Origin of the sequence: Pedobacter sp. 22226, from assembly GCF_052045455.1 — a bacterium.
In the GTDB taxonomy this organism is placed as follows: domain Bacteria; phylum Bacteroidota; class Bacteroidia; order Sphingobacteriales; family Sphingobacteriaceae; genus Pedobacter; species Pedobacter jeongneungensis.
In genome coordinates this window covers 250,872-272,926 of sequence record NZ_JBQEPB010000001.1, presented here as the reverse complement: position 1 = coordinate 272,926, position 22,055 = coordinate 250,872, and the positions used below count along the sequence as shown (strand labels likewise).

The 22,055-nt window shown below is 40.5% G+C and carries 15 protein-coding genes; 9 read left to right on the top strand and 6 right to left on the bottom strand.

The window, feature by feature from the left end; all coding sequences use genetic code 11:
* Window positions 1–11: 11 nt before the first annotated feature.
* The 6 genes from ACTJKC_RS01160 to ACTJKC_RS01135 form a co-directional block, all read right to left on the bottom strand.
* On the bottom strand, window positions 12–4,388 hold the full coding sequence (locus ACTJKC_RS01160; RefSeq protein ID WP_440789529.1) for a CusA/CzcA family heavy metal efflux RND transporter: 4,377 nt from the start codon (window positions 4,386–4,388) through the stop codon (window positions 12–14).
* A gap of 100 nt (window positions 4,389–4,488) precedes the next feature.
* The gene (locus tag ACTJKC_RS01155; RefSeq protein ID WP_440789527.1) at window positions 4,489–4,806 is read right to left on the bottom strand and encodes a DUF6660 family protein; all 318 of its coding nucleotides are present in this window, start codon (window positions 4,804–4,806) and stop codon (window positions 4,489–4,491) included.
* 510 nt (window positions 4,807–5,316) lie between these two features.
* Window positions 5,317–5,784 (bottom strand): hypothetical protein, encoded by a 468-nt coding sequence (locus tag ACTJKC_RS01150; RefSeq protein ID WP_344850915.1) that lies wholly within the window; start codon window positions 5,782–5,784, stop codon window positions 5,317–5,319.
* Between the two features lie 559 nt (window positions 5,785–6,343).
* Window positions 6,344–7,504, bottom strand: a complete 1,161-nt coding sequence (locus ACTJKC_RS01145) for a DUF4185 domain-containing protein (RefSeq protein ID WP_440789525.1) — start codon at window positions 7,502–7,504, stop codon at window positions 6,344–6,346.
* Window positions 7,505–7,513: 9 nt separating this feature from the next.
* A complete protein-coding gene (locus tag ACTJKC_RS01140) occupies window positions 7,514–10,267 on the bottom strand; it encodes a glycoside hydrolase family 2 TIM barrel-domain containing protein (RefSeq protein ID WP_440789523.1) in 2,754 nt (917 codons plus the stop codon).
* Between the two features lie 197 nt (window positions 10,268–10,464).
* Window positions 10,465–10,644 (bottom strand): hypothetical protein, encoded by a 180-nt coding sequence (locus ACTJKC_RS01135; protein ID WP_025142680.1) that lies wholly within the window; start codon window positions 10,642–10,644, stop codon window positions 10,465–10,467.
* 653 nt (window positions 10,645–11,297) lie between these two features.
* Here ACTJKC_RS01135 and ACTJKC_RS01130 point away from each other — a divergent pair.
* From ACTJKC_RS01130 to ACTJKC_RS01090, 9 genes are all read left to right on the top strand, one after another.
* Window positions 11,298–11,876: a hypothetical protein gene (locus ACTJKC_RS01130; RefSeq protein WP_440789521.1), complete on the top strand. Its 579-nt coding sequence runs from the start codon at window positions 11,298–11,300 to the stop codon at window positions 11,874–11,876.
* Window positions 11,877–12,186: 310 nt separating this feature from the next.
* Window positions 12,187–13,434: an efflux RND transporter periplasmic adaptor subunit gene (locus ACTJKC_RS01125; RefSeq protein WP_440789519.1), complete on the top strand. Its 1,248-nt coding sequence runs from the start codon at window positions 12,187–12,189 to the stop codon at window positions 13,432–13,434.
* 10 nt (window positions 13,435–13,444) lie between these two features.
* Window positions 13,445–14,899, top strand: a complete 1,455-nt coding sequence (locus ACTJKC_RS01120) for a TolC family protein (protein WP_440789517.1) — start codon at window positions 13,445–13,447, stop codon at window positions 14,897–14,899.
* A 26-nt stretch (window positions 14,900–14,925) separates the two neighbouring features.
* On the top strand, window positions 14,926–15,591 hold the full coding sequence (locus ACTJKC_RS01115) for an ABC transporter ATP-binding protein (RefSeq protein ID WP_344850906.1): 666 nt from the start codon (window positions 14,926–14,928) through the stop codon (window positions 15,589–15,591).
* 9 nt (window positions 15,592–15,600) lie between these two features.
* Window positions 15,601–16,833, top strand: a complete 1,233-nt coding sequence (locus ACTJKC_RS01110; RefSeq protein WP_344850905.1) for an ABC transporter permease — start codon at window positions 15,601–15,603, stop codon at window positions 16,831–16,833.
* A gap of 18 nt (window positions 16,834–16,851) precedes the next feature.
* A complete protein-coding gene (locus ACTJKC_RS01105) occupies window positions 16,852–18,033 on the top strand; it encodes an ABC transporter permease (protein WP_440789514.1) in 1,182 nt (393 codons plus the stop codon).
* A gap of 20 nt (window positions 18,034–18,053) precedes the next feature.
* On the top strand, window positions 18,054–19,427 hold the full coding sequence (locus ACTJKC_RS01100; protein ID WP_440789512.1) for a sigma-54-dependent transcriptional regulator: 1,374 nt from the start codon (window positions 18,054–18,056) through the stop codon (window positions 19,425–19,427).
* Window positions 19,411–20,679, top strand: a complete 1,269-nt coding sequence (locus ACTJKC_RS01095) for a sensor histidine kinase (protein WP_440789510.1) — start codon at window positions 19,411–19,413, stop codon at window positions 20,677–20,679. Before ACTJKC_RS01100 ends, ACTJKC_RS01095 begins: the two co-directional genes overlap by 17 nt.
* 153 nt (window positions 20,680–20,832) lie before the next feature.
* Window positions 20,833–21,207, top strand: coding sequence for a LytR/AlgR family response regulator transcription factor (locus ACTJKC_RS01090; RefSeq protein ID WP_440789508.1), 375 nt, complete (start codon window positions 20,833–20,835; stop codon window positions 21,205–21,207).
* The last annotated feature ends 848 nt before the right edge of the window (window positions 21,208–22,055 follow it).

Here is a 22,055-nt window from a genome sequence, read left to right as displayed (position 1 = left end):
GTTTCTTCTTTTTATAATGAACTGGAATTACCGGTAAGGAATTCGATATGGTTAATGCTTTGGTTAAGCTGCAATAAAGCCATCAGATTACTTTCGTAAATGCTGTTTACCTGTTTCAGGTTGAGCAGGTATTCGGAATAACCGATCTCCCCGTTCTGATAGGCAATGCGGCTGTTCTTTAAAATCAATGCGGCATTTGGCAGTGCGGAGCTTTGAAAATAGCCATAGCGATCTTTGTTTTTGATGTATTCGCGGAGTATCTGCTGATATTGTGCGCTTAACCTGCGCTCCTGCAAATCGAGATCACTCGCGGCAATATCTTTACTGATGGCTGCCGCTTTAGCCTTTGCCGAATACGATTTATAAAACAAGGGAAAGGCCATACCTACCTGAAAGCCCTGAAAACGTTTACCCCTGTCAAAATAAATCTCGTTCCCATTTACGTTCTGAAAACCGGTAAGCGACTGGTTAAAATAACCCAGCGTAATATCAGGAAGCGCTTTTGCCAGTTCTACTTTGCGCTGTTTATCGGCAATTACAATCTGCTGCCTGGAATAAGCCAACAATGGATTTTCTTTTACCGAAGTGCTATCCGATACCGGAACAATACTTTTCTCCTGAAGGTACTTTTCGGCAATTTCTACGGCATTGCTTCCCAGTAATGTAAACAGCTGACTGTTGTAAATTTCGATATCGGCACTGTTCTGCTCCAGCTGACTTTGCACTTCTTTCAACTGGGTTTCGGCCGCTACCTTTTCCAGCAGGTTGCCTTCGCCGGTTTTATATTTCAGCGATGCTGATTTCACAAAACCTTTATAAATACTGTCTTGCTGTAACAGCAGTTTTTCTTTCGAATAAAGGTACTGGAGATTCGTATAAACCGTTTTTACCTGATAAACCAATTCATTTTTGGTCGATGCCACCTGAAACCGGCTGGCTTTAATCCTTTCATCTCCTAAGGCAGCATTTGCCGAGAAAAGTGTAGGAAAAGGAATGGTTTGCGAAATAGTAAAGTTCTGATCGTTTTTTACCAGGCTGTTGTATTGGCCGTACATCATCGAAACATCGGTTTTGGGCATTTCGAAAGTCGTTTTCTTTAACTGTTCCTGCAAACTTAAGCCTAAACTGGCGCTGCTAACTGCCTTGTTTTGTTGTAGCGCTGATGATATCGCCTGGTTTAAGCTTAAACCCGGTTTTTGTGCCTGTGCAGATGGAATTGCTAAAAGAGAACTGATTAAAATCAACAAACCTGCTACGGGAGCAATTTTAATCTTTTTATTCCCCATTTTTTCTACCCAGATGTAAAGGATTGGCAGAACCAAAAGCGTAAGCAAAGTAGCAGAAAGCAAACCTCCAATCACCACCGTTGCCAGTGGACGTTGGACTTCGGCACCGCTTCCGCCCGAAATGGCCATTGGTAAAAAGCCCAGTGAGGCTACCAATGCAGTCATAATTACCGGACGGAGCCTGATCGAAGTACCTGTTTTGATAATTTCTATTATATCTGTCATTCCTTCTTTTTTTAATCTGTTAAATTCACTGATCAGTACAATCCCGTTGAGTACGGCCACGCCAAACAGGGCGATAAAACCGATACCTGCCGAAATACTGAAAGGCATTCCCCTCGCCCACAGCGCCAGTACCCCACCAATGGCCGATAAAGGAATAGCCGTAAAAATTAACAGGGCATGTTTAATGGACGAAAAGGTAAGGTAGAGCAATAATAAAATCAGCAGCAAAGCCAAAGGAACGGCAATGGACAGCCTTTTATTTGCGGCCTGCAGGTTTTCGAAAGTACCACCAAAGGTTGGATAATAACCGGGAGCAAATTTTATATCGCTATCAATTTTCTGCTGAATTTCCTTTACAATGCTCTCTACATCCCTGCCCCTTACGTTAAAACCAACGGTAATCCTGCGTTTGGCATCATCGCGCTGGATCTGGTTCGGGCCTTCTTTATAATCGATATCGGCCAGTTGTTCTAACGGAATCTGGTTACCATTGGGTGCAGTAACGAAAAGATTTTTCACATCTTCTAATGATTGCCTGTTCTCTTTTTCCAGGCGCACCACCATATCGAAACGTTTTTCTCCTTCAAATACCAAACCTGCCACTTCACCGGCAAAACCTGAACGGATGGCGGTATTTACATCTTCTATATTAAGGCCGAACTGCGCTATTTTATCGCGGTGGAATTTAATGATCACCTGCGGAAGCCCCGAGGCCTGTTCTACATAAACATCCTGCGCGCCTTCTATTTTACCTGCAATTGCACCAATTTTCGACGCATAACTGCTTAGTTTGGCAAAATCTTCACCGTAAACTTTAATTACCACGTCCTGCCTTGCACCCGTCATTAGTTCGTTAAAACGCATCTGTATAGGTTGTTGGAATCCAAAGGTTACCCCGGGAATGAATTGCTCCAGCTTTTTCTGCATTTTTTGTGCGAGTTCTTCTCTTGTTGAAGCGCTTGTCCAATCGCTTTTATCTTTCAGGATGATCATCAGGTCGCAGGCTTCTACCGGCATCGGGTCGGTAGGGATTTCACTCGAACCTATTTTACCTATTACCTCCTTTACTTCCGGAAAATTGGCTTTCAATACTTTTGCGGCACGTGTAGAGGCCTCAATCGTTTGCGATAAACTGCTTCCGGTGAGCACCCGTGTTTCTACGGCGAAATCGCCTTCTTCTAAAGTGGGGATAAATTCGGCCCCGAGATAATTGAAAATGATTAAACAGATGGCAAACAATGCCAGTGCTACGCCTACTACCAATACCCTTGCCCTGATGGCAAAATTGAGCATTGGTGTATAAACCCGCTGAAAGAAGGCCATAATCCTGTCGGAAATGTTTCTTTTAGTACTTATGGTTTTATTTAGGAACAGCGCGCTCATCATCGGTACATAAGTGAGCGATAGAATAAAAGCACCCAGGATGGCAAAAGCAACAGTCTGTGCCATTGGCCTGAACATTTTACCCTCAATCCCCACCAATGCAAGGATGGGCAGATAAACAATGAGGATAATTATCTCTCCAAAAGCCGCACTGTTCCGGATTTTTGAGGCAGATTCGAAAATCTCTTCATCCATCTCCTGCTGGCTTAAACGGTTCCGGTTTTTACGGAGGCCGAGGTGATGAAGTGATGCCTCTACAATAATTACAGTACCGTCTACAATCAGTCCGAAATCTATTGCACCCAGGCTCATCAGGTTTCCGCTTACACCAAAAAGGTTCATTAAACAAACGGCAAACAGCATGGCCAGTGGAATTACCGAAGCCACAATTAAGCCGGCACGGAAATTACCTAACAGCAATACCAGTACAAAAATCACAATCAATGCCCCTTCTGCCAGGTTTTTGGCTACAGTGCCAATTGCATTGTTTACCAGTTTTGTACGATCGATAAAAGGCTCTATTGCTACACCTTCGGGCAGGTTTTTAGCAATTTGTTCCATCCGGGCTTTCACATTGGCAATCACTTTTGATGAATTGGCACCTTTAAGCATCATTACTACTGCACCAACCACTTCACCCTGGTCGTTGCGCGTCATGGCACCATAACGGGTTGCGGCACCGATCCGTACTTCGGCCACGTTACGGATCAATACGGGGATGCTGTTGGCATTGGTGCGCACCACAATGTTTTCGATATCTTCGATGCTGTTAATCAAACCTTCGCTCCGGATAAAATAAGCATTGGGTTTCTTATCAATGTAAGCACCACCAGTATTCTGGTTATTCTTTTCGAGGGCGGTAAATATATCGCTGATGGAAATATCCATGCTCCGGAGTTTATCGGGATTGAGCGCGATTTCATACTGTTTGAGGTATCCCCCAAAACTACTCACGTCGGCGATCCCCTCTACGCCTAACAACTGCCGGCGCACAATCCAATCCTGGATGGAGCGGAGTTCGGTGGCATCATATTTTTTTTCGTATCCTTTTTTAGGATGGATCACATATTGGTAAATCTCGCCCAAACCGGTGGTTAAAGGTGCAACTTCGGGTGTTCCTATTCCTTTGGGGATGTTCCTTTCTACTTCGGCCAGGCGTTCGCTTACCTGCTGACGGGCCCAGTAAATTTCTACATTTTCTTTAAAAACAACGGTAACCACCGAAAGTCCGAAGCGGCTAAACGATCGGATTTCTTCAATTCCCGGGATCGTAGCCATGGTTTGCTCTACCGGGTAGGTTACAAACCTTTCAATATCCTCTGCCCCGTTGCTGGGAGAGTTGGTAATAATCTGCACCTGGTTATTGGTAATATCCGGAAGTGCATCAATTGGCAGTTGCTTTAGGGAATATATGCCCCAGGCAATCAACGCCAGCATCATAATCCCCACCAGCAATTTCTGCCTGATGGAGAACTGTATTATTTTGTTCAGCATTATGGGTATAATCAAAAATTAATAAATAGCACAATTGCCTACACTTTTAATGTGTAGCACATGCTAAAATTCATGGACGAAGCCATGTAAGAAAATCTGATTAAACGAGTTTTGGCGGTTGCCAGACATCAACAGGCTGCTTTTTCAGATCAGTGCAATAAAAGCCCGGATATACCTGCTGAAAAACAGGAACGATCAATGCAGTTGTTTTTTCAAGAGGAAAATGTCGCGCAACAGAACAGCAGGCGCAGCTGCAAAACGGCGGACACATTTCGCCACCGGCATGATCGCCTTTGGCCGCATCGCGGTGAACAACAGTTTCGAACTGAGCGCTTGTAGCCATATCATCCCTATCCTGGCAAGGCGTAACGCCCAGAAGAATCAGGTAAAGGGAAAATAAAAGCACAAAGTATTTCATTGGGAGCAAATGTAATGAATTTTGTGGGAAAATCGGAGATCGACGGGCGGAGAACGTTCCCCCTATCCGCCTACCGGCACCTTTCCACCTCCCCCAGCCCCTCCTTTAGGAGGGGAGCTCCCCTCAGGGTTTTATACAATGCCAGTGCACCAGATCTCAGCAACATGCGATATGCACCATAATATATGCATCATGCTATCGGCACCCTGCCATCCAGCATAGGAGATTTTGGCAGGAAAAAGCATGGAAATCTTTGCACTAGCCCCTCATAACCCCACACCCCAAGGCAGGATCAGGCGGGAGCGGTGGACAAAAGCAAGGGTAAGAGCCTGGATACTGCCGCAATAAAGGTTTCAGTAGTTTTTTACAAGAAAGGATCCAAGCCTTGATCTTTTGTTACTTTATCATCAAGGATAAAAGAAAGAGCCCCCGGTGGCGGCAAACCGAGGAAAGCCAGAGCGCAAGGCCCTCCCCGGTTTTCATAGGATTAATCAGGAAATCTTAAGCAAATTACTGTATTGGATCTGGCTCCATACCACTATTACGATTTGCTTTCTTATCACTTCCAATTAAATCGCGTGCGTAGGCATTGGCCCTTTCATATTTTTTAAAAAGGTCGGCTTTAAACCCGTTTGTTACTACACCATCATTTTGAAGATATTCATTTACAAATTCCGCGCGGATTGCCCTGAAATCGAACAATAGTAATTTATAGGTATTTTTTTTGGCATCTACCTGGAACAGTGTATCAACAGATGTAATTATTGTTAATACAGCGCCTAAAATAAGAATAATATCCTCACAAAAATATTGCGGATTCTTTGAGCCTGAAATAACTGTGATTAAGCCTGCAAGAAGGATTTGAGTAATCCTTATCAGGTAAAAAAAGCCAATATAAGTATTTGCTTTACCTTCTATTCTATCTATTTCATTTTGAATTTGCAGGTAAAATTGATCCTGGATGGTTGGGTTTTTCATCGGGTGAGCATTAACTAGTTTAAAAATAAGAAAATAATTTTAACTATACCAATAACTCGCTTGCCTTGTAAAGACTGGCAATTAACTAAAAATTCAAACTAGCATCAAACTAACACCTGCATACATCAAACTGTTAACTGCACATATAAAGTAACCTACCCCTCCGATAAAGTTGCGAACTGCAACAATAGATCTGCCATCGGAAAGTATAATGTTATCAACTGCAAGTTTAAAACTACCGATGGAAAGTTTATAACTTTCGCCTGATCCGATAAACCTACAAGCTGACAGTATAATGTTGTCAATGGAAAGTTTAATGTTGTTAACTGCAAGTTTATAACTATCGATTGCGAAAAAAATGTTACCATACGCAAACTTAAACCTACCGATGGCGGGTATTATATTGTTAACTGCAAGTATCAAATTGCTTACTGCCAGTATCATGTTGTTAACTGCAAGTATCAAACTGTCTACTGCAAGTATCAAACTAACACAGGTATGCATTTAATGGTAGTTGTACGTCCCTAACATATCCGTAGTTACGCTCAGGATGACAAGCCTACTCGAACTTTACCCTGATAAACCTCGGCCGGTAAAGATTGGGGTGAGTTTGTAAATCCTTTAAAAAATCGAAAGAATTTACATTATAACTAATGAGCAACTCTCCTTTTTTTGATAAACCCGGATGTGCCTTGGCATTATAGGTAAAAAAAGATTTCAGTTCAATGGCTTCAGAAGTATCCCAAAGCTTAATTACTTTACCGAAAGGGCCATAGGGTGTTTTGCCCAGCTGCATACAAACGTATTTCCCAATACCACTTTGCTGAAAAATTAATGCATACCGTCCGTCGGGCAGTTGCGAAAGACTGAGTTCATTCGAAACCTGATCGGTTACCGCAGCAGATTTTTTAATATCAGCCTGCCAGTTTTTCCCATCCCAATAGTTCCATTTATTATAGTTTTCAAATGCTGCAGGTAAAACCCTTGCCACCAGCAGTTTTTTAGTTTTCCCGAATGTACCGTACACATAAATGTATCCATCGGCATTTGCCTGGCCTGCCTGTTTTGTGTTTACATAAATGCCTGCACCAAAAGAGCCTGTTTCACTATTTTCGTCGAGATAAAAAGGCGTATCTTTTTGTTCATAATTTTGAAACGGTAAAGCCTCGCTGGCTTTAATTTTAATCAGCGTATTTCCCACTTCAGCAAAGCCGAAAGCCCCACTACCAGTACTTTTAATCCGGTAACCGAAAATAAACATAGCATTATCCAGTTCCTGATTTACAAAACCATCGCCGAGCCAGTAATAATCACCTGCATTGGTTAAGGGAGTTTTGGGAGAAAATATAGATTCGGGTTTTTGATCAGCGTTTTTCCAGCTGAAGCTCATTTTCTTCGGATCTGGGTCTTTTCCATCTAAAACCGCAGCAGCATTATGGATCATTTTAGCACCAGGCTGCATTTTGACATCCGTTACCTTCCCGATCATGCTATCGCTAAAAATAAAAAGTGTCTTTTTTGCTTTTGGCGGCGATGCTTCCTGCCCGTTCAGCGGAATACTGTAAATGCCATCGCCACCAAACCAGCCTTCCGATCTATAAAACAGGTTTGTCCATTCGGGAGCGGTGGTCACGTTAAATCTGATGCTGTCAAGTTGCTGTGCCTGTACCGGTGCGTAAGCAAGTAAGCTAAATAAAAAAACAAATCCAATATTTTTCATTAGATGTTTTTAATGAACAAAATCGAAGAATAAAGTTCCGCTAAAAGTTTTACCATCTGTTTTGTTCTTCTGACTTTGAGGCCCCATCACTAAAGCTGGTTGAAACTTGGTACCTATGGCACTGATGCCCTTTAAAAAACCTATATTTCCTTCGGGGAATGCAGGTTCTACATTGTTATTGCTTAATGCAGCAGCTTCGCGTGCGGGGCGGTACATTTGCAAATAAGTATCCTGATCGGGAATATAGACAGTAAAGGGCGCTTCCTTGTTTTCTACCACTACCCAGTTTACTTCTGCATGATAACCTTTAAATTCAGGATATCCCCATGTTTCGCCAGTGATCGAATTGTTATAATCTTTTTGCCAAACGCCAAATTGCGGGCCTTTTAACCTGTTTTTCCAAACACGGTACGGACCACGGCCAAGGTATTTTATCCCGGTAATTTTCTCTTCCGGGTAATTGAACGTAATGCCCATAAAATCGGCATCGCCCTGCTGGCTAAATTCATATTCGAGTTTTACCGGTTTTCCGGGTTCAAATGTCCACTTTGCATGTAAATTACCTGCGCCCTGATAATCTGACTCAACAATGTATTTTTGTCCCCCGGCTTTAAAGCTGAAATTTTTCAAGGTCGTATTTACGCCTGCCAGCAATGGGCCATTTGATAAAGAAATGGTAGCATTGGGCTTAGCTACTTTCTCCAGATAACCAGTTGCTTTGTTAAAATAATAAGTATTACCATCCTGTTTAACCAAAAGTGATCCTTCGGTTTCTTCCGCTTTTACAACAGCAACAGGTGTAGTATTTCCTTGTTTTGCGATAATCAGTTGAGCCGTTTTTAACGGCCAGCTCCAGGTAAATATTTCTTTCTGATCGGGACCATAAGCTGTTAAATACAAAGCATTGCTCTGCGACCATGATTGAGGTAAAGGCAAATCGAGCGTACCTTTTGTGCCAGGTTTAAGGTTTGATGCAGCAGATCCTGTTGCAGTGATAATTGCCTTTGTTGAGGCATCTTTCGCCCCTGGAAAATTTACCAGTTTCCATTTAAAGGTACATTTATCGAGGCCGGTGAAAGCGAACCTGTTGGCAATCGGGATTTTACCACTAAATTTTTCATCAATTTTTGGAAGATCGATAAAAACCGGCGACCATATTTCTTTTATGGCATAAAAACTGCCTTCTTTTTCGCGGTGAGGGCCAACAATTCCATCCGGTGCATGGTTACCATCGCCATCGTAAATGCCGTTTTTGTCTGTCCTGATTACATTTTCATCAACCAGTGCCCAGATAAAACCACCTGCACCGTGTGGATGAATCAACATCTGGTTCCAGAAATCATCTAAAGCCGCACCAGCACCACCATCATAAAGGGCATGCATAAATTCTGTCGGGAAGAAAACTTCTTTTCCCGATGTGGCTGCTTTTACCATGTAATTGTAATCCGGATAGTGTTTGGTATCTGTTCCGTTAAATTTTTCCCATGGATGGATTACAGTCCGTTTCTGAGGATCGTAAAGGGCATAATCGTTATCGAGATCGGTATTAAATCCACCTTCATTGCCATTGGCCCAAAAAATAATGGAGGGGTGGTTCACATCCCTGATCACCAGTTCTTTTACCAGCCGGTGCCCGGTCGGATTATCGTATTTAGCCTGCCAGCCCGTTAATTCATTAATCACATAAAGCCCTAACGAATCGCAAACATCTAAAAATTCGGCGTCGGGCGGGTAATGCGACATCCGCACAGCATTCATATTCATCTCTTTCATTAACCGCACATCCATCAAATGTACTGCAGGACTTAATGTACGTCCGGTTTCGGGCCAGAAACTGTGGCGGTTAACCCCTTTTAAAAGTATTTTAATACCGTTGACATAAAAACCATCACCATTGCGTACTTCCAGCGTACGGAAACCAAATTTCTGCTTTACCTGATGAACAAGCTTTTGCCTGTATTTAACCTTAACCACCACCTGGTACAGATTCGGAAACTCCGAACTCCATAATAAGGGGTGCGAAAAGCCGGATTGTAGCTTTTGGGTGCTATCCTGCAGATTAACTTTTACCGAAAACGGTTTACCCACATTTTCGCCATTCAATTTCTTTACCTGGGCTTCAATTATATCGTTTGCACTTAAATTTTGTCCATATACATCAACCCGAAACGAACCATCTGCTTTTGCATCTATTGCAAGCCTTTCTATAAATTTATCAGGAACGGTTTCCAGGTAAACAGGCCTGAATATGCCACCGAAAACCCAAAAATCGCTTTTCCTTTCCGCATTATTGATAGAGGCATTGGCCGACATCTTATCTACCGTAACTTCCAGCAAATTCTTTCCTTCAGGTTTTAAAAGCTTTGTAATATCATATTTGAAGCGGTAAAATCCGCCCTGATGCACATCTCCTGCAAGTTTTCCGTTAATGGTAACCTTAGTATCCGTCATAGCGCCTTCAAACACGATAAATACTTTCTTCCCGGTTATTTTACCTGTTGCAAACTCGTGGCGGTAAATGCCCTGCTCTTTAGCTTTATCCTTGTCATGCCCATAATTGTAACTTCCAAAACCTTGTAATTCCCAGTTGGAGGGTACCGGGATTTTAGTCCAAACCTCACTTTTACGGCCAGCGGTACAGTAAAAATCCCATTGTTTAGTATAGTCTTTATCCGTTCCGGAAAGGTAAATTCTGGTAGTTTCCTGCGGGAAACCCTTATAAAAAACTAATAATAAAAGTAATGGGAGTAATCTTTTGATCATGGTATATCTGGCATTAGCGTTAAAATTTAACCGCCTTTTCAGGCTTTTAAATATGGCGTTTACAAGATAACGGAATTTATGCTGAGGTAAAGCCAGTTAACTACTTTGATACAATAGCCGGTTCGAAAATCACAAAACTAAAAAGCCTCCAGCTGTAAGGCTGAAGGCTCTCGTTTTCCCAAAACGCAATAATTTAATTATTTCGCGCTATTTTTTTTCTCTGTTACTTCAGCTCTGATATCCTGAGCTAAAACTTTAAGATCCTGCATTGCTTTACGTACACGTGTACCTGCAGCAGCATTTCCACCATCATAAAACTTGGTTACATCTGCCTCAACTGAAGCGATCAGATTTTGTACTTCTTTAAATTTGTCCATAATGTTTTTTTGTTACCAGGATGACAGACCATCCATATTTCAATTTTTATACGCTCTGCTCAACAATAAGCAGGCCGCAAAACTAATCATTTTATTTACAATCAGCTGTTACAGCCCAATAAAGACGTTTTTTTGAGTAATTTATTGCAACTATTGGTCATTTTTGTCCTACCGGATTAAATTTCCCATGATTTTGCCATAAATAAAGCTTTTATTATATGAATTAATAAAGAGAAATATCTCATGTAAAACGGGATTTGGCTCAATGTATGATTGAAACGCGTAAACGTTTATTTTGTTTGCCCAAATCATTAACTAAAAAGGCCGCAACATCCGTTGGGGCCTCTTCTTATCAACTAACTAAACCTGTAATAATACTAACCAAATATTTTACACCGCAAAAGTAAAAACGGCATATAAAGCAGGTGTTAAGATTACATTAAAAGCGATGCATTTAACATCGGTTCAGGAAAGATAAATGAGTGAATTTTATATAAGAAGAACACTTTAAAACCATTAATACTAACTAAAAATACAGGATTAAACCAATATGTTGATTTATATCATCAAAATAATTTCAAAATTAATCTAAAACTGTAATATTAAACATACAAAAAGTTCAAAAATACATTTTCTTATTTTATCTTTGCGCCATGAAAATTGCCAAACAAACTTCTTTTGCACTTCTTTTAACTGCCTTACTTTCTTCATCATCAATGATGTTGATGGCTCAACAAAATTCCAGCAAACAGGTAACGCTTTTTGAAAACGTTGATAAAGTAAATGGTAACGCTGTAATTGAAAGATTAAGCGCACAAAAAAGGAGCCGTAAGAGTGGCAATGCTTCAAAAGCTGAATACATTATCAACAGAAATGATTTAACCATCATTACGTTTAACGGACTGGAATATTTAGTTAAAAACAACCGCGTTATTGGTATCCAGGGTTTAGAACTTTCTGAAGAGGTACTGGATCAGATTACCGATAAACTGGTACTGTTGGATAAAGTTCAGCATGATTACAGTGAGCGTGCAACTACTGAATACGATAACCGTTTATTCTTATTATCACTTAAAATGTTATCAAGCACCACCAGAGATATTGCTGCACTTGCAAAAGCAGAAAACCCATCTTTAAATGTAGAAAACAACATCGCAAAAATGCGTTTGCCAAATGTAGACAGGACTTTAGAAAACCAGGCTACCCAAACGCTGGTACAACTGAATAAATAATATTTTCCTTTTCAGGATATAAAAAACTCCAATAGCTAACGCTGTTGGAGTTTTTTGTTTTAATGGCCTGAACAATTAGGTATTAAATTGTCGACAGGCTGCAAAAGATCTTCATTGCGAAGCCAATTTTTCATTGGATGAAGTAACCTTCCTTCCTTCCTTCCTTCCTTCCTTCCTTCCTTTTACGTCCGATTACAAACAACTTGTTCGATATCGGGCATTTTTAATTTCCTAATAAAATATAAAACGCTGATAAATAAACATTTAACAATGGCATCGCTATTGTAAAACGAGGTGTAAACTATTTTAAATGGACAAACTCATTGAAGAAGAAGTTTCTTCGAAAAGGAAGAAAAAAACCTACCTCCTTATTTTCATTATTATCATTGCTTTTGCAGTCGCCATCTGGTTTGTCAGGTTCTTTTTTAAACCATCTTTAACCCTGGCCGATTTTACCACCGCAAAGGTAGAAACCGGTATTATCGAAAATACAATTAACGCAACCGGCGAAGTACTCCCTGAATTTGAAGAAGTTTTAACCAGTCCGATTAACGCATCGATAAAAAACGTGCTGATGGATGCAGGCAATAAGGTAAAAAAGGGACAATCGATCCTTTCACTCGATAAATCGGTAAGCGAAACAGAATACGGCAAACTCCAGTTCCAGATGGAATCGAAGGAAAATGAGATCCGTAAACTGAAACTCGACCTGGAGAAAAGTTTTTTCGATATCAAATCAAATAACAGCATTAAACAATTGCGGATCAGCAACCTTAATGATGCCGTTTCTTCAGCAAAAAGGTTATTAAAAGCGGGTGGTGGAACCAAAGAAGATGTAGAAGCAGCCGAACTGAACCTGAAAGTTGCCGAACTGGAAAAACTTCAGCTGGAAAATGAGATCAGGAGCAAGCAGCAAACCATGAAAATCGAAATCAGGGAAGCCGAAATCTCGCTGGCCATCCAACGCAAAGACCTTGATGCCTTAAAACGCAAACTCGACCTGGCTGATGTAATTGCTACCCGGCCCGGGGTAATTACCTGGGTAAATAAAAACATTGGTTCCAGTGTGCATGAGGGCGATGCTTTAGTAAGGATTGCCGATTTAAGTGGGTTTAAAGTTGCCGGAAGCATGTCTGATAACCTGCTGGATAAAATCCACAACAATATGACTGCCATTATCCGCATCGGCAATACGCAGTTACGCGGATCGGTGGTAAATATATCTCCGGCGGTAAACAATGCCATTGTTTCTTTCGATATCCAGCTGAACGAAAAAGACAGCAAAGAACTGAGGCCAAACCAAAAAGTTGATGTTTTTTTAGTTACGGCAACCAGAAACGGGGTTTTGCGGGTAGCTAATGGTCCGGCATTTAATGGCTCTAACCTGCAGGAAGTGTTTGTGCTTAAAAACGGAGTTGCCGAACGCCGTTCTGTTAAAACCGGATTGAGCAATTTCGATTACGTAGAAATTCTGAGCGGATTAAAAGCTGGCGATGAGGTAATCACTTCAGACATGGGCGATTATAAAAACACGAAAACCATTACCATCAGTAATTAAGATTATGCGAATGAAATTTTTACTCATGGGTTTATTGGCAACATTTAGTGTTAAAGGTTTCTCCTTTCAAAAGGCAGATACCTTGCAGTTAACCTTACAGCAGGTGGTAGAAATGGCGAAGGCCAATTCTATAGCCGCCAAGCAGGCCATCACCGTTAAAGAAACCAAATACTGGGAATGGCGCACGTTTAAATCCAATTACCAGCCGCAACTGGCTTTACTGGGCGTTTTGCCAGGTTATACCAAAACCTATACGCAAGTGCAACAACCCAACGGAACCATACTTTTTCAGCCTGTGCATTATGATAACTCCTCGCTCACGCTAAACTTTAGTCAAAGTATTGCAGCCACCGGCGGAACCATTTATGGCACCACTCAGTTACAGCGCTTTGATGATTTCGACAGGAAAAGCGTGTTATACAACGGTATCCCCTACGGAATCGGCTATACACAGCCCCTGCTCCAGTTTAACAGTTTAAAGTGGGACAAGAAAATAGAACCTTTAAAATTTAACGAAAGCAAACAGGTTTTTATAGAAACGCAGGAAAAGATTTCCATTACAGTTACGGAGTATTTTTTCGATTTATTGCTCGCACAGGTAAACCTGAACATTGCCGATGTAAACTACACCAATACCAAACGAATTTTAACCATTGCCGGTACCAAATTCGAGCTGGGTAAGATTTCAAAAAATGAGATTTTACAACTTCAGTTAGAAGTTTTAAATGCACAGAAAGCAGTAGGCACAGCCAAACGCGACGTAGAAATTGCAACCCTGAACTTACGGAGTTACATCGGTATGGAAGGTAACGACAGGATTAAACTGGATATGCCTTCGGTAGTGGCGCAAATGACGGTAGTTGCCGAAAAAGTATTGGCTGAAGCTTTCGAAAACCGATCAGAAGCCATTGCCTTTATCCGCCGCTTGGCCGAAGCAAAAAGAGATGTTGCAAAAGCTAAAGGCGAAAACGGCCTTACGGCCACTTTGAGGGCCAATCTGGGTTTCTCTAACGCGGCAAACAGTGCTTTTGATATTTACCGTTCGCCAAAAAACCAGCAATCAGTAGAGTTACAGCTTTCTATTCCGGTAATGGATTGGGGAAGGTCGAAATCGCGTACCAAAACGGCCCAGGCCAACGAACAGTTTACCACTTATGCCGTTGAGCAGGATAAACAAACTTTTAAGCAACAGATTGTAACACAGGTAACGCTTTTTAATATGATGAAAGAACAAATAAAGTTAACAGATGAAGCCGAAAAAATTGCTGCTGAAAAATACAAAATAGCCAGTGAGCGCTATGTACTGGGCAATTTAAGCATCACCGACCTCAGTATTGCGTTTCAGGAAAACGACAGGGCCAAACGAGATTATGTTTCATCCCTCCGCGATTTCTGGGGCGCCTATTATCAACTCCGTTACCTGTCGCTTTACGATTTCGAAAAAAACAGAAAAATCACCTATTAATAAATCTTAATTACTAATTATACATTATGATACGCTTAAAAAACATTGAAAAAGTTTACCGGACGGATACGGTAGAAACACTCGCCATCAATGGGATCAGCCTGGATGTTGCCAAAGGTGAATTCCTTTCCATTATGGGTCCATCGGGTTGTGGCAAAAGTACGCTCCTTAACATTATGGGTTTGCTGGATGAACCTTCTAAAGGGAACATTAAAATTGATGAGCAGGATATCAGCCGGTTTTCAGATCAGAAACTAGCAAAATTCAGAAACCAGAAACTGGGTTTTATTTTTCAAAGCTATCACCTCATTAACGATTTAAGGGTGCTGGATAATGTAGAACTGCCCTTATTATACCGTAATTCATCAGCTAAAGAACGTAAAATACTTGCCACCGCAGCTTTAGAGAAAGTTGGATTGAGCAACCGTTTAAAACATTTTCCTACGCAACTTTCGGGCGGTCAGCGGCAGCGTGTAGCCATTGCAAGGGCCATTGTTGGCAATCCGCAGATTATTTTGGCCGATGAACCTACAGGTAATCTGGATAGTGCCATGGGGAATGAAATTATGGATATCCTTATTAACCTGAATAAAAATGAGGGTACCACCATTGTAATGGTTACACACGATGAAAGTATGGCCCATAAAACCCATCGTTTGGTGCGTTTATTTGATGGTTCACAAGTTCAATAAGCCTGAATTATGTTAAAAAACTACTTTAAAATAGCCATAGCTGTATTGAAGCGGAGAAAGTTCTTCACCTTCATCAGCCTGTTCGGGATTAGCTTTACACTTACCATTTTAATGGTGGCAACTGCTTTTATGGATAAAGTTTTAAGTCCCGATTACCCCGATTATAAAAGAAACCATTCGCTTTATGTAACTACCATGGAATTTAAAAATTCTAAAGAAGGTTGGATGAATAGAAGTGATGTTTCCTATTACTTTTTGGATCATTATGTTTCTAAGCTTAAAACAGTTAATAAAATCGGTATTTCAAGTTCTGCAAAAGCCTCAAACGCTTATGTGAATAATAAAAAACTGGTTATCGAATACAAATACACCAATGCTGATTTCTGGAATATACTGGAGTATAAATTTTTAGCGGGCAAAGCTTTCCAGCAACGTGAAATTGATAATGCCGAACTGGTGGCCGTGATCTCGGAAGAAACCAAAAAAGATTATTTCGGTGATGAAGAAAATGTAATCGGGAAATCCATCTCTGCCGATAATATCAATTACAGAGTAATCGGCGTAGTTGCCAACGTTTCTAAAACATTACAGAATTTTTGTGCCGATATGTATATACCCTATACCCTATCTAAAGATTACAAAAATACCGATTTAATGGGTGGCTTCGGTGCCGTTTTATTGGCTAAAAGCGAAGCAGATTTACCAAAAATGAAAAAGGAATACGATCTGATGATTAAAAAAGTTCCTATCCCTAAAGATTTTGACAGGCTCTACTGCAACGCAGATCCTTATTTTGCCAGCATGACCAGAAGGATTGCGGGAGATGGTACAAACGATGGATTGACCAAAGCCGTTTCGATCATCAGTCTTTTTGTACTGTTGTTTTTGTTGCTACCCACCATCAACCTGGTTAACATTAATATCACCAGAATTATGGAACGCTCATCAGAAATTGGGGTACGCAAAGCATTCGGTGCCTCATCTAAAACACTTGTTTATCAGTTTATTATCGAAAACCTTATCCTCACCTTTTTAGGGGCCATTATAGGTTTAATCCTTTCTGTTATCGTTATTTTTCTAATTAACGATGCCAATATAGTGTCGAATATGCGTTTGAGCATGAATTTTACCGTATTGTGCTATAGCCTGATTGCCTGCGTATTTTTCGGCATGCTTTCCGGAGTTTACCCTGCCTGGCGAATGTCAAAATTAAATATTGTTAAGGCTCTAAAAGCCCAATAACCACTAAAAGATATTATTATGTTTAAACACTTATTTAAATTAATATGGAACAAAAGGAAGCAGAATTTTCTGTTTCTTTCCGAAATCCTGGTCTCTTTTCTGGTGATATTTTCGGTTTTTTCTTTCCTAACCTATTATTATCAGAACTACAGTGAGCCGCTGGGATTTGATTATAAAAAAGTTTGGTCTATTTCCTATGAAAATGGCGAATTGACGAAAAATAGGGATTCTTTGGCCATTTTTTATGAAAACCTTAACAAATCACTAAAATCAATGCCCCAAGTTGAGGAAGTTACCTTTTCGAGTGGAAATTTTCCCTATTCAGATAGTTTTATGAGCACAGGCTTAACCCAAAACGGGGAAAAAATTACGATGGTGAGCCATTTTGTTGTCGGCACGGATTACAAAAAAGTATGGAATGTTTCGTTATTGGAAGGAAGGTGGTTTCTGCCTGAAGACCTTGTTGGCAAAAATAAAAACATCATCATTAACGAAACCCTTAAAAAAGCAATATTTGGGAATACAAAAGCTACGGGTAAATTAATAGGCGATTACGACGACAAAGAAAAAATGAAAGTAATAGGTGTGGTTCAGGATGTTAAATCCAATGGAGATTTTGCGCCTGCCGGTAAGGCGATGTTTGTTCAGCTGGATTCTGGCTATTACAGAAACACCCATAACATTTTGATCAGGGTGAAAGACGGTGCTGATGCAAACTTCGAAAGCAAGTTGTATAAATTTATGGCAACTTCGGTAAAGAATGCTGTCGAAATCAAACATCTCGATCAAATGCGGGATTCTAAAAATGAAGTCACCATTATTCCGATGGTTATTTTTATCATTATCGCTACTTTTTTAATTATTAATGTGGCTTTGGGCTTATTTGGCGTTTTATGGTACAATATCAATAAAAGAAAAGGTGAAATTGGTTTGCGGAGGGCCATTGGTGCAAGCGGTCGCTCGGTATCATACCAGCTTGTGCTCGAAGCAATGATACTGGCAACCATGTCGTTAATTGCGGGTTGTTTCTTTGCCATTCAGTTTCCGTTGCTAAGCGTTTTCAACATCCCTGCTAGCGTTTATATTATTGCCATGTTGCTCTCTGTATTATTTATCTATCTGCTGGTTTTATTCTGCTCTTTATACCCTGGCAAACAGGCGGCAGGCATCCACCCTGCTATTGCATTGCATGAAGAATAATACTTATCTTAACTTCGCGTATGATATTAATTGTTGATGACGATATAGCGGTAAGAACGTCACTTTCACTTCTTTTAAAAAGCACTGGAAATGAAATCGTTACTGCAGATAGTCCGGTTCAGGCTTTTGAGGTGGTTCAAACCCGGAAGCCTGAGCTTGTTGTACTGGATCTGAACTTTTCTATAGGCACTTCAGGAAAAGAAGGCATGCAGCTGCTCAAAAAAATAAGGGCTTATGATGCCGCCTTACCTGTGGTTTTAATTACAGGCTGGGCCAGTATAGAATTGGCGGTACAGGGCATGAAACTCGGTGCCAACGATTTCATCAATAAACCCTGGAATAATGATTATGTGCTGCAATCGGTTGATACGTTGCTACAACTCAACGGTAAGAAAGCCACATCCGCGAGCAGAAAAGAGCTTGATAAAAAGTACCATTTTAAACAGATTATCGGTGAAGCCCCGGGACTGTTATCTATCTTGGAAACCATCGGACGCGTAGCTTCTACCAACGCCTCCGTCCTCATTACCGGAGAAAGCGGCACAGGCAAAGAACTGATTGCCGAAGCCATCCACGAGAACAGTAACCGCCTGAACAAACCATTTGTTAAAGTAAATCTCGGCGGTATTTCGTCGTCCCTTTTTGAGAGCGAAATGTTTGGCCATGTGCGTGGTGCCTTTACCGATGCCCGTTTTGATAGAACAGGACGTTTTGAAATGGCCAATAAGGGAACGATATTTTTAGATGAAATCGGCGATCTGGAAGCCTCCAGTCAGGTGAAACTGTTAAGGGTTTTACAAGATCGTACCTATGAGGTTTTAGGCAGCAGCCGAACCAAAACTGTTGATACCCGCGTAGTTTGTGCTACCAATAAAAACCTGAACGAGATGGTGGCGTCGGGCCTGTTCAGGGAAGATTTATTATACCGGATCAATTTAATTACCATCCATCTGCCATCCTTAAGAGAACGGGCATCAGATATTCCCCTGCTGGTTAATTTCTTCATTAAAAATATGAAAGAGATTTACAACCGTCCTGATTTATCGATATCACCACAGGCCATGCGCTGGCTGCAACAACTGCCTTTGCCCGGCAACATCAGGCAGTTAAAAAACCTGGTAGAGCGTACGGTATTAATCAGCAGTAAAAACGAACTGGGCATTGATGATTTCCAGTCGCAGTTAAATTTATCGCCACAAAAGAATGAAAAAGTAAAACTCCCGGGCGTGGGCACCATGACTTTAGATCAGATGGAGGCCGAAATGGTTAAACAAGCCATGAATTTTCATAAAAACCGGATTACCAGAGCTGCAGCATCTTTGGGCATTACCAGAAACGCCTTATACCGCAGGCTGGAAAAATATCAAATTCCTTTTAATGAAACTGAAGACTAAGTATATCCTTTTCTTAGCAATATTGCACCTTACCTGCCTGGTGATGAGCTATTTTATTTTTAAAGAAAATAAGCTCATTTTCCTGCTTACAGAGGTTTTTATCATTATTTCGATTATCATTTCGCTTAGTTTATACAAACAGTTAATTGCGCCCCTCACCTATTTGAGGCAGGGTATTTCAGCCATAAAGGATAAAGATTTTAATGTTAAATTTCTGCTCACCGGAAAAAAAGAAGTTGACGAACTGGTGGATGTGTACAACCGGATGATCGACGAATTGCGAACAGAACGTACCAAACAGCAGGAACAGCATTTTTTCCTCGAAAAACTGGTGCAAACTTCGCCAACAGGCATCATTATACTGGATTATGACGGACAGATCAAGCAGATTAATCCCAAGGCAACCGAAATACTGGCCGATAATCCTGATTTGCTCGAAAACCAGCTTCAGGGCATGAAAACCGGCAGTTCTAAAACATTACGCACCAATGGATTGCATACTTACAAAATTCAGAAATCAAGGTTTATTGATCGTGGTTTTGAGCGTATTTTTATCATGCTCGAAGAAGTAACTGCAGAGATTTTTGCTGCGGAAAAAGGCGTTTACAGTAAAGTGATCAGGATGATGGCACACGAAGTAAACAATACTGTTGGTCCGGTAAATTCCATTATTAATACAGCACTCTCACAACAACACCTTTGGTTAGATGCGGGTGATTTACCCCTGAAAAACGCGATGAAAGTAGCCATAGACCGCAATCAGAACCTTAATGTTTTTATGCGCAATTTTGCCGACCTCGTTAAACTGCCGGAAGCAAACCGAAAGAAAACAGACCTTATAGCGCTGATCAGATCGGTATCTGAGTTAATGTATTATCCCGCAAATGAAAAAAACATCGCCATTACGACAGAACTGCACAACGCCCCATATTTTATCTTTGCTGATGTAGAACAGATGGAACAGGCACTGATTAATATTGTTAAAAATGCGATTGAAGCTATCGGAGATACAGGTTCAATAAAAATCACCTTAGATCAGTCGCAACGAACACTAACCATTTCGGACACCGGAAAAGGGATTTCGCAGCAAGATACCGAACAATTGTTCAGTCCTTTTTTTAGCACCAAAAAAGATGGTCAGGGCATTGGGCTTACCCTTGTACGTGAAATTTTGTTAAACCATGGTTTTGAATTTTCATTAAAAACGGTAAAACCAAATGATACCCAATTTGAAATTAAACTAACGCCTTGACCAAGGTTTTCTTTTAAAAACTTAAATGGATAATCAGTTTATATTCTGATGATTATTTCATAAATTAACGTGACGGAAAATCAGTTCTTTTAGCTCCAAAATTTCTGGTAACTGCATTTACAGATTTCTCCTGCATATTAAGAAGAATAGGATATGAATACCGCAAACGTAACATATAGTTGTGTAATCCTGGATGACGAAGCCATTTTTATCAAGATTATGGAGCGTTACATTTCCAATGTGGAAAGCCTGGAACTAAAAGGGAGCTTTACAAGTCCGGTCGATGCAATGGCTGCTTTTAAACATTATCAACAGATCGACTTTCTTTTTTTAGATATTGAAATGGATGTTTCCGGATTCGACATTGCCCGGATGCTCAGAAACCGTGTAAAATTTATTGTGTACATCAGTTCGCACAGTACATACGCCATCAGCGATCTGGTAAATGGCGATAAATTATTGGTTAAACCGCTTGATTTCAGAACGTTTCATGATGCGGTAAACCAGTTAATTTCCAAAACCCAATAAAAAACTGCGCCTGTCACAACCTGGTTAGCTATAGCCCCTTTAGCAAAAAACCAAATCCTTCACCGAAGTATTTTACCCTTTCATGGAGTAAAACTACCTATTTAACTATTGTTCATTTTATCATAATCAACCTTGAAGTAAGTTTGTAGCAGATCATTAAGAGCGTTGATCATCAGGCGTTAGCTGTTGAAATCAAATGAGTAAGGGATGACTCTTTATTTCTACATTATCTTTTAAGATAGTACCAGTTATTGCAAAAAGAGGGGAAAAGTACAGGGATATACTAAGTACCCTCTTTTTATTTAATTCACACCTAATCCAGTATTAAACATAATTTTTAAAGCAGTATTTGCAATAAAATATTTTAAAAATATTAAACCGCGATTACTTTCTCCTCTTCACGAAAAAAAGTGGGGAAATTTTTCCTCATTCAGGTTAAAATTCCACACCCCTGCTGATCAGAAACAGTAACATTCCAATAAGATTTTTTTACTATAACGCATAAAAAAGGCCGCATCCGCGGCCTTTTGTCCCTATTAAGCTTATCTTTTTCAAGATAAATGTTGAATTGTACCATATTTAATGCAAACTAAATGCCTGTTTAATTTCCGTTGCCTGTTTTTGCCTGTCTTATGCGCTGGTCGCCTGTTAGGTCTAAGTGGTACACAAAAGTTAAGCGGTATTTGGCCCGGTTCAGAATGTTTAAATGCGAAATATTAAAATCCTGGTGGTTGTGGTGGACATCGGTCTTCGGTCTTCTGGAATATTTACCATTAAGAAGTTGAGATCATTAAGTAAAATAGATTTTGATATGGGCTAATTATCTTCGGACATCGGTCTTCTGACTT

Coding starts and splice junctions, on each gene's coding strand:
- ACTJKC_RS01160 (WP_440789529.1), bottom strand. CDS start 4,388: ATGCTGAACAAAATAATACAGTTCTCCATCAGGCAGAAATTGCTGGTG.
- ACTJKC_RS01155 (WP_440789527.1), bottom strand. CDS start 4,806: ATGAAATACTTTGTGCTTTTATTTTCCCTTTACCTGATTCTTCTGGGC.
- ACTJKC_RS01150 (WP_344850915.1), bottom strand. CDS start 5,784: ATGAAAAACCCAACCATCCAGGATCAATTTTACCTGCAAATTCAAAAT.
- ACTJKC_RS01145 (WP_440789525.1), bottom strand. CDS start 7,504: ATGAAAAATATTGGATTTGTTTTTTTATTTAGCTTACTTGCTTACGCA.
- ACTJKC_RS01140 (WP_440789523.1), bottom strand. CDS start 10,267: ATGATCAAAAGATTACTCCCATTACTTTTATTATTAGTTTTTTATAAG.
- ACTJKC_RS01135 (WP_025142680.1), bottom strand. CDS start 10,644: ATGGACAAATTTAAAGAAGTACAAAATCTGATCGCTTCAGTTGAGGCA.
- ACTJKC_RS01130 (WP_440789521.1), top strand. CDS start 11,298: ATGAAAATTGCCAAACAAACTTCTTTTGCACTTCTTTTAACTGCCTTA.
- ACTJKC_RS01125 (WP_440789519.1), top strand. CDS start 12,187: ATGGACAAACTCATTGAAGAAGAAGTTTCTTCGAAAAGGAAGAAAAAA.
- ACTJKC_RS01120 (WP_440789517.1), top strand. CDS start 13,445: ATGAAATTTTTACTCATGGGTTTATTGGCAACATTTAGTGTTAAAGGT.
- ACTJKC_RS01115 (WP_344850906.1), top strand. CDS start 14,926: ATGATACGCTTAAAAAACATTGAAAAAGTTTACCGGACGGATACGGTA.
- ACTJKC_RS01110 (WP_344850905.1), top strand. CDS start 15,601: ATGTTAAAAAACTACTTTAAAATAGCCATAGCTGTATTGAAGCGGAGA.
- ACTJKC_RS01105 (WP_440789514.1), top strand. CDS start 16,852: ATGTTTAAACACTTATTTAAATTAATATGGAACAAAAGGAAGCAGAAT.
- ACTJKC_RS01100 (WP_440789512.1), top strand. CDS start 18,054: ATGATATTAATTGTTGATGACGATATAGCGGTAAGAACGTCACTTTCA.
- ACTJKC_RS01095 (WP_440789510.1), top strand. CDS start 19,411: ATGAAACTGAAGACTAAGTATATCCTTTTCTTAGCAATATTGCACCTT.
- ACTJKC_RS01090 (WP_440789508.1), top strand. CDS start 20,833: ATGAATACCGCAAACGTAACATATAGTTGTGTAATCCTGGATGACGAA.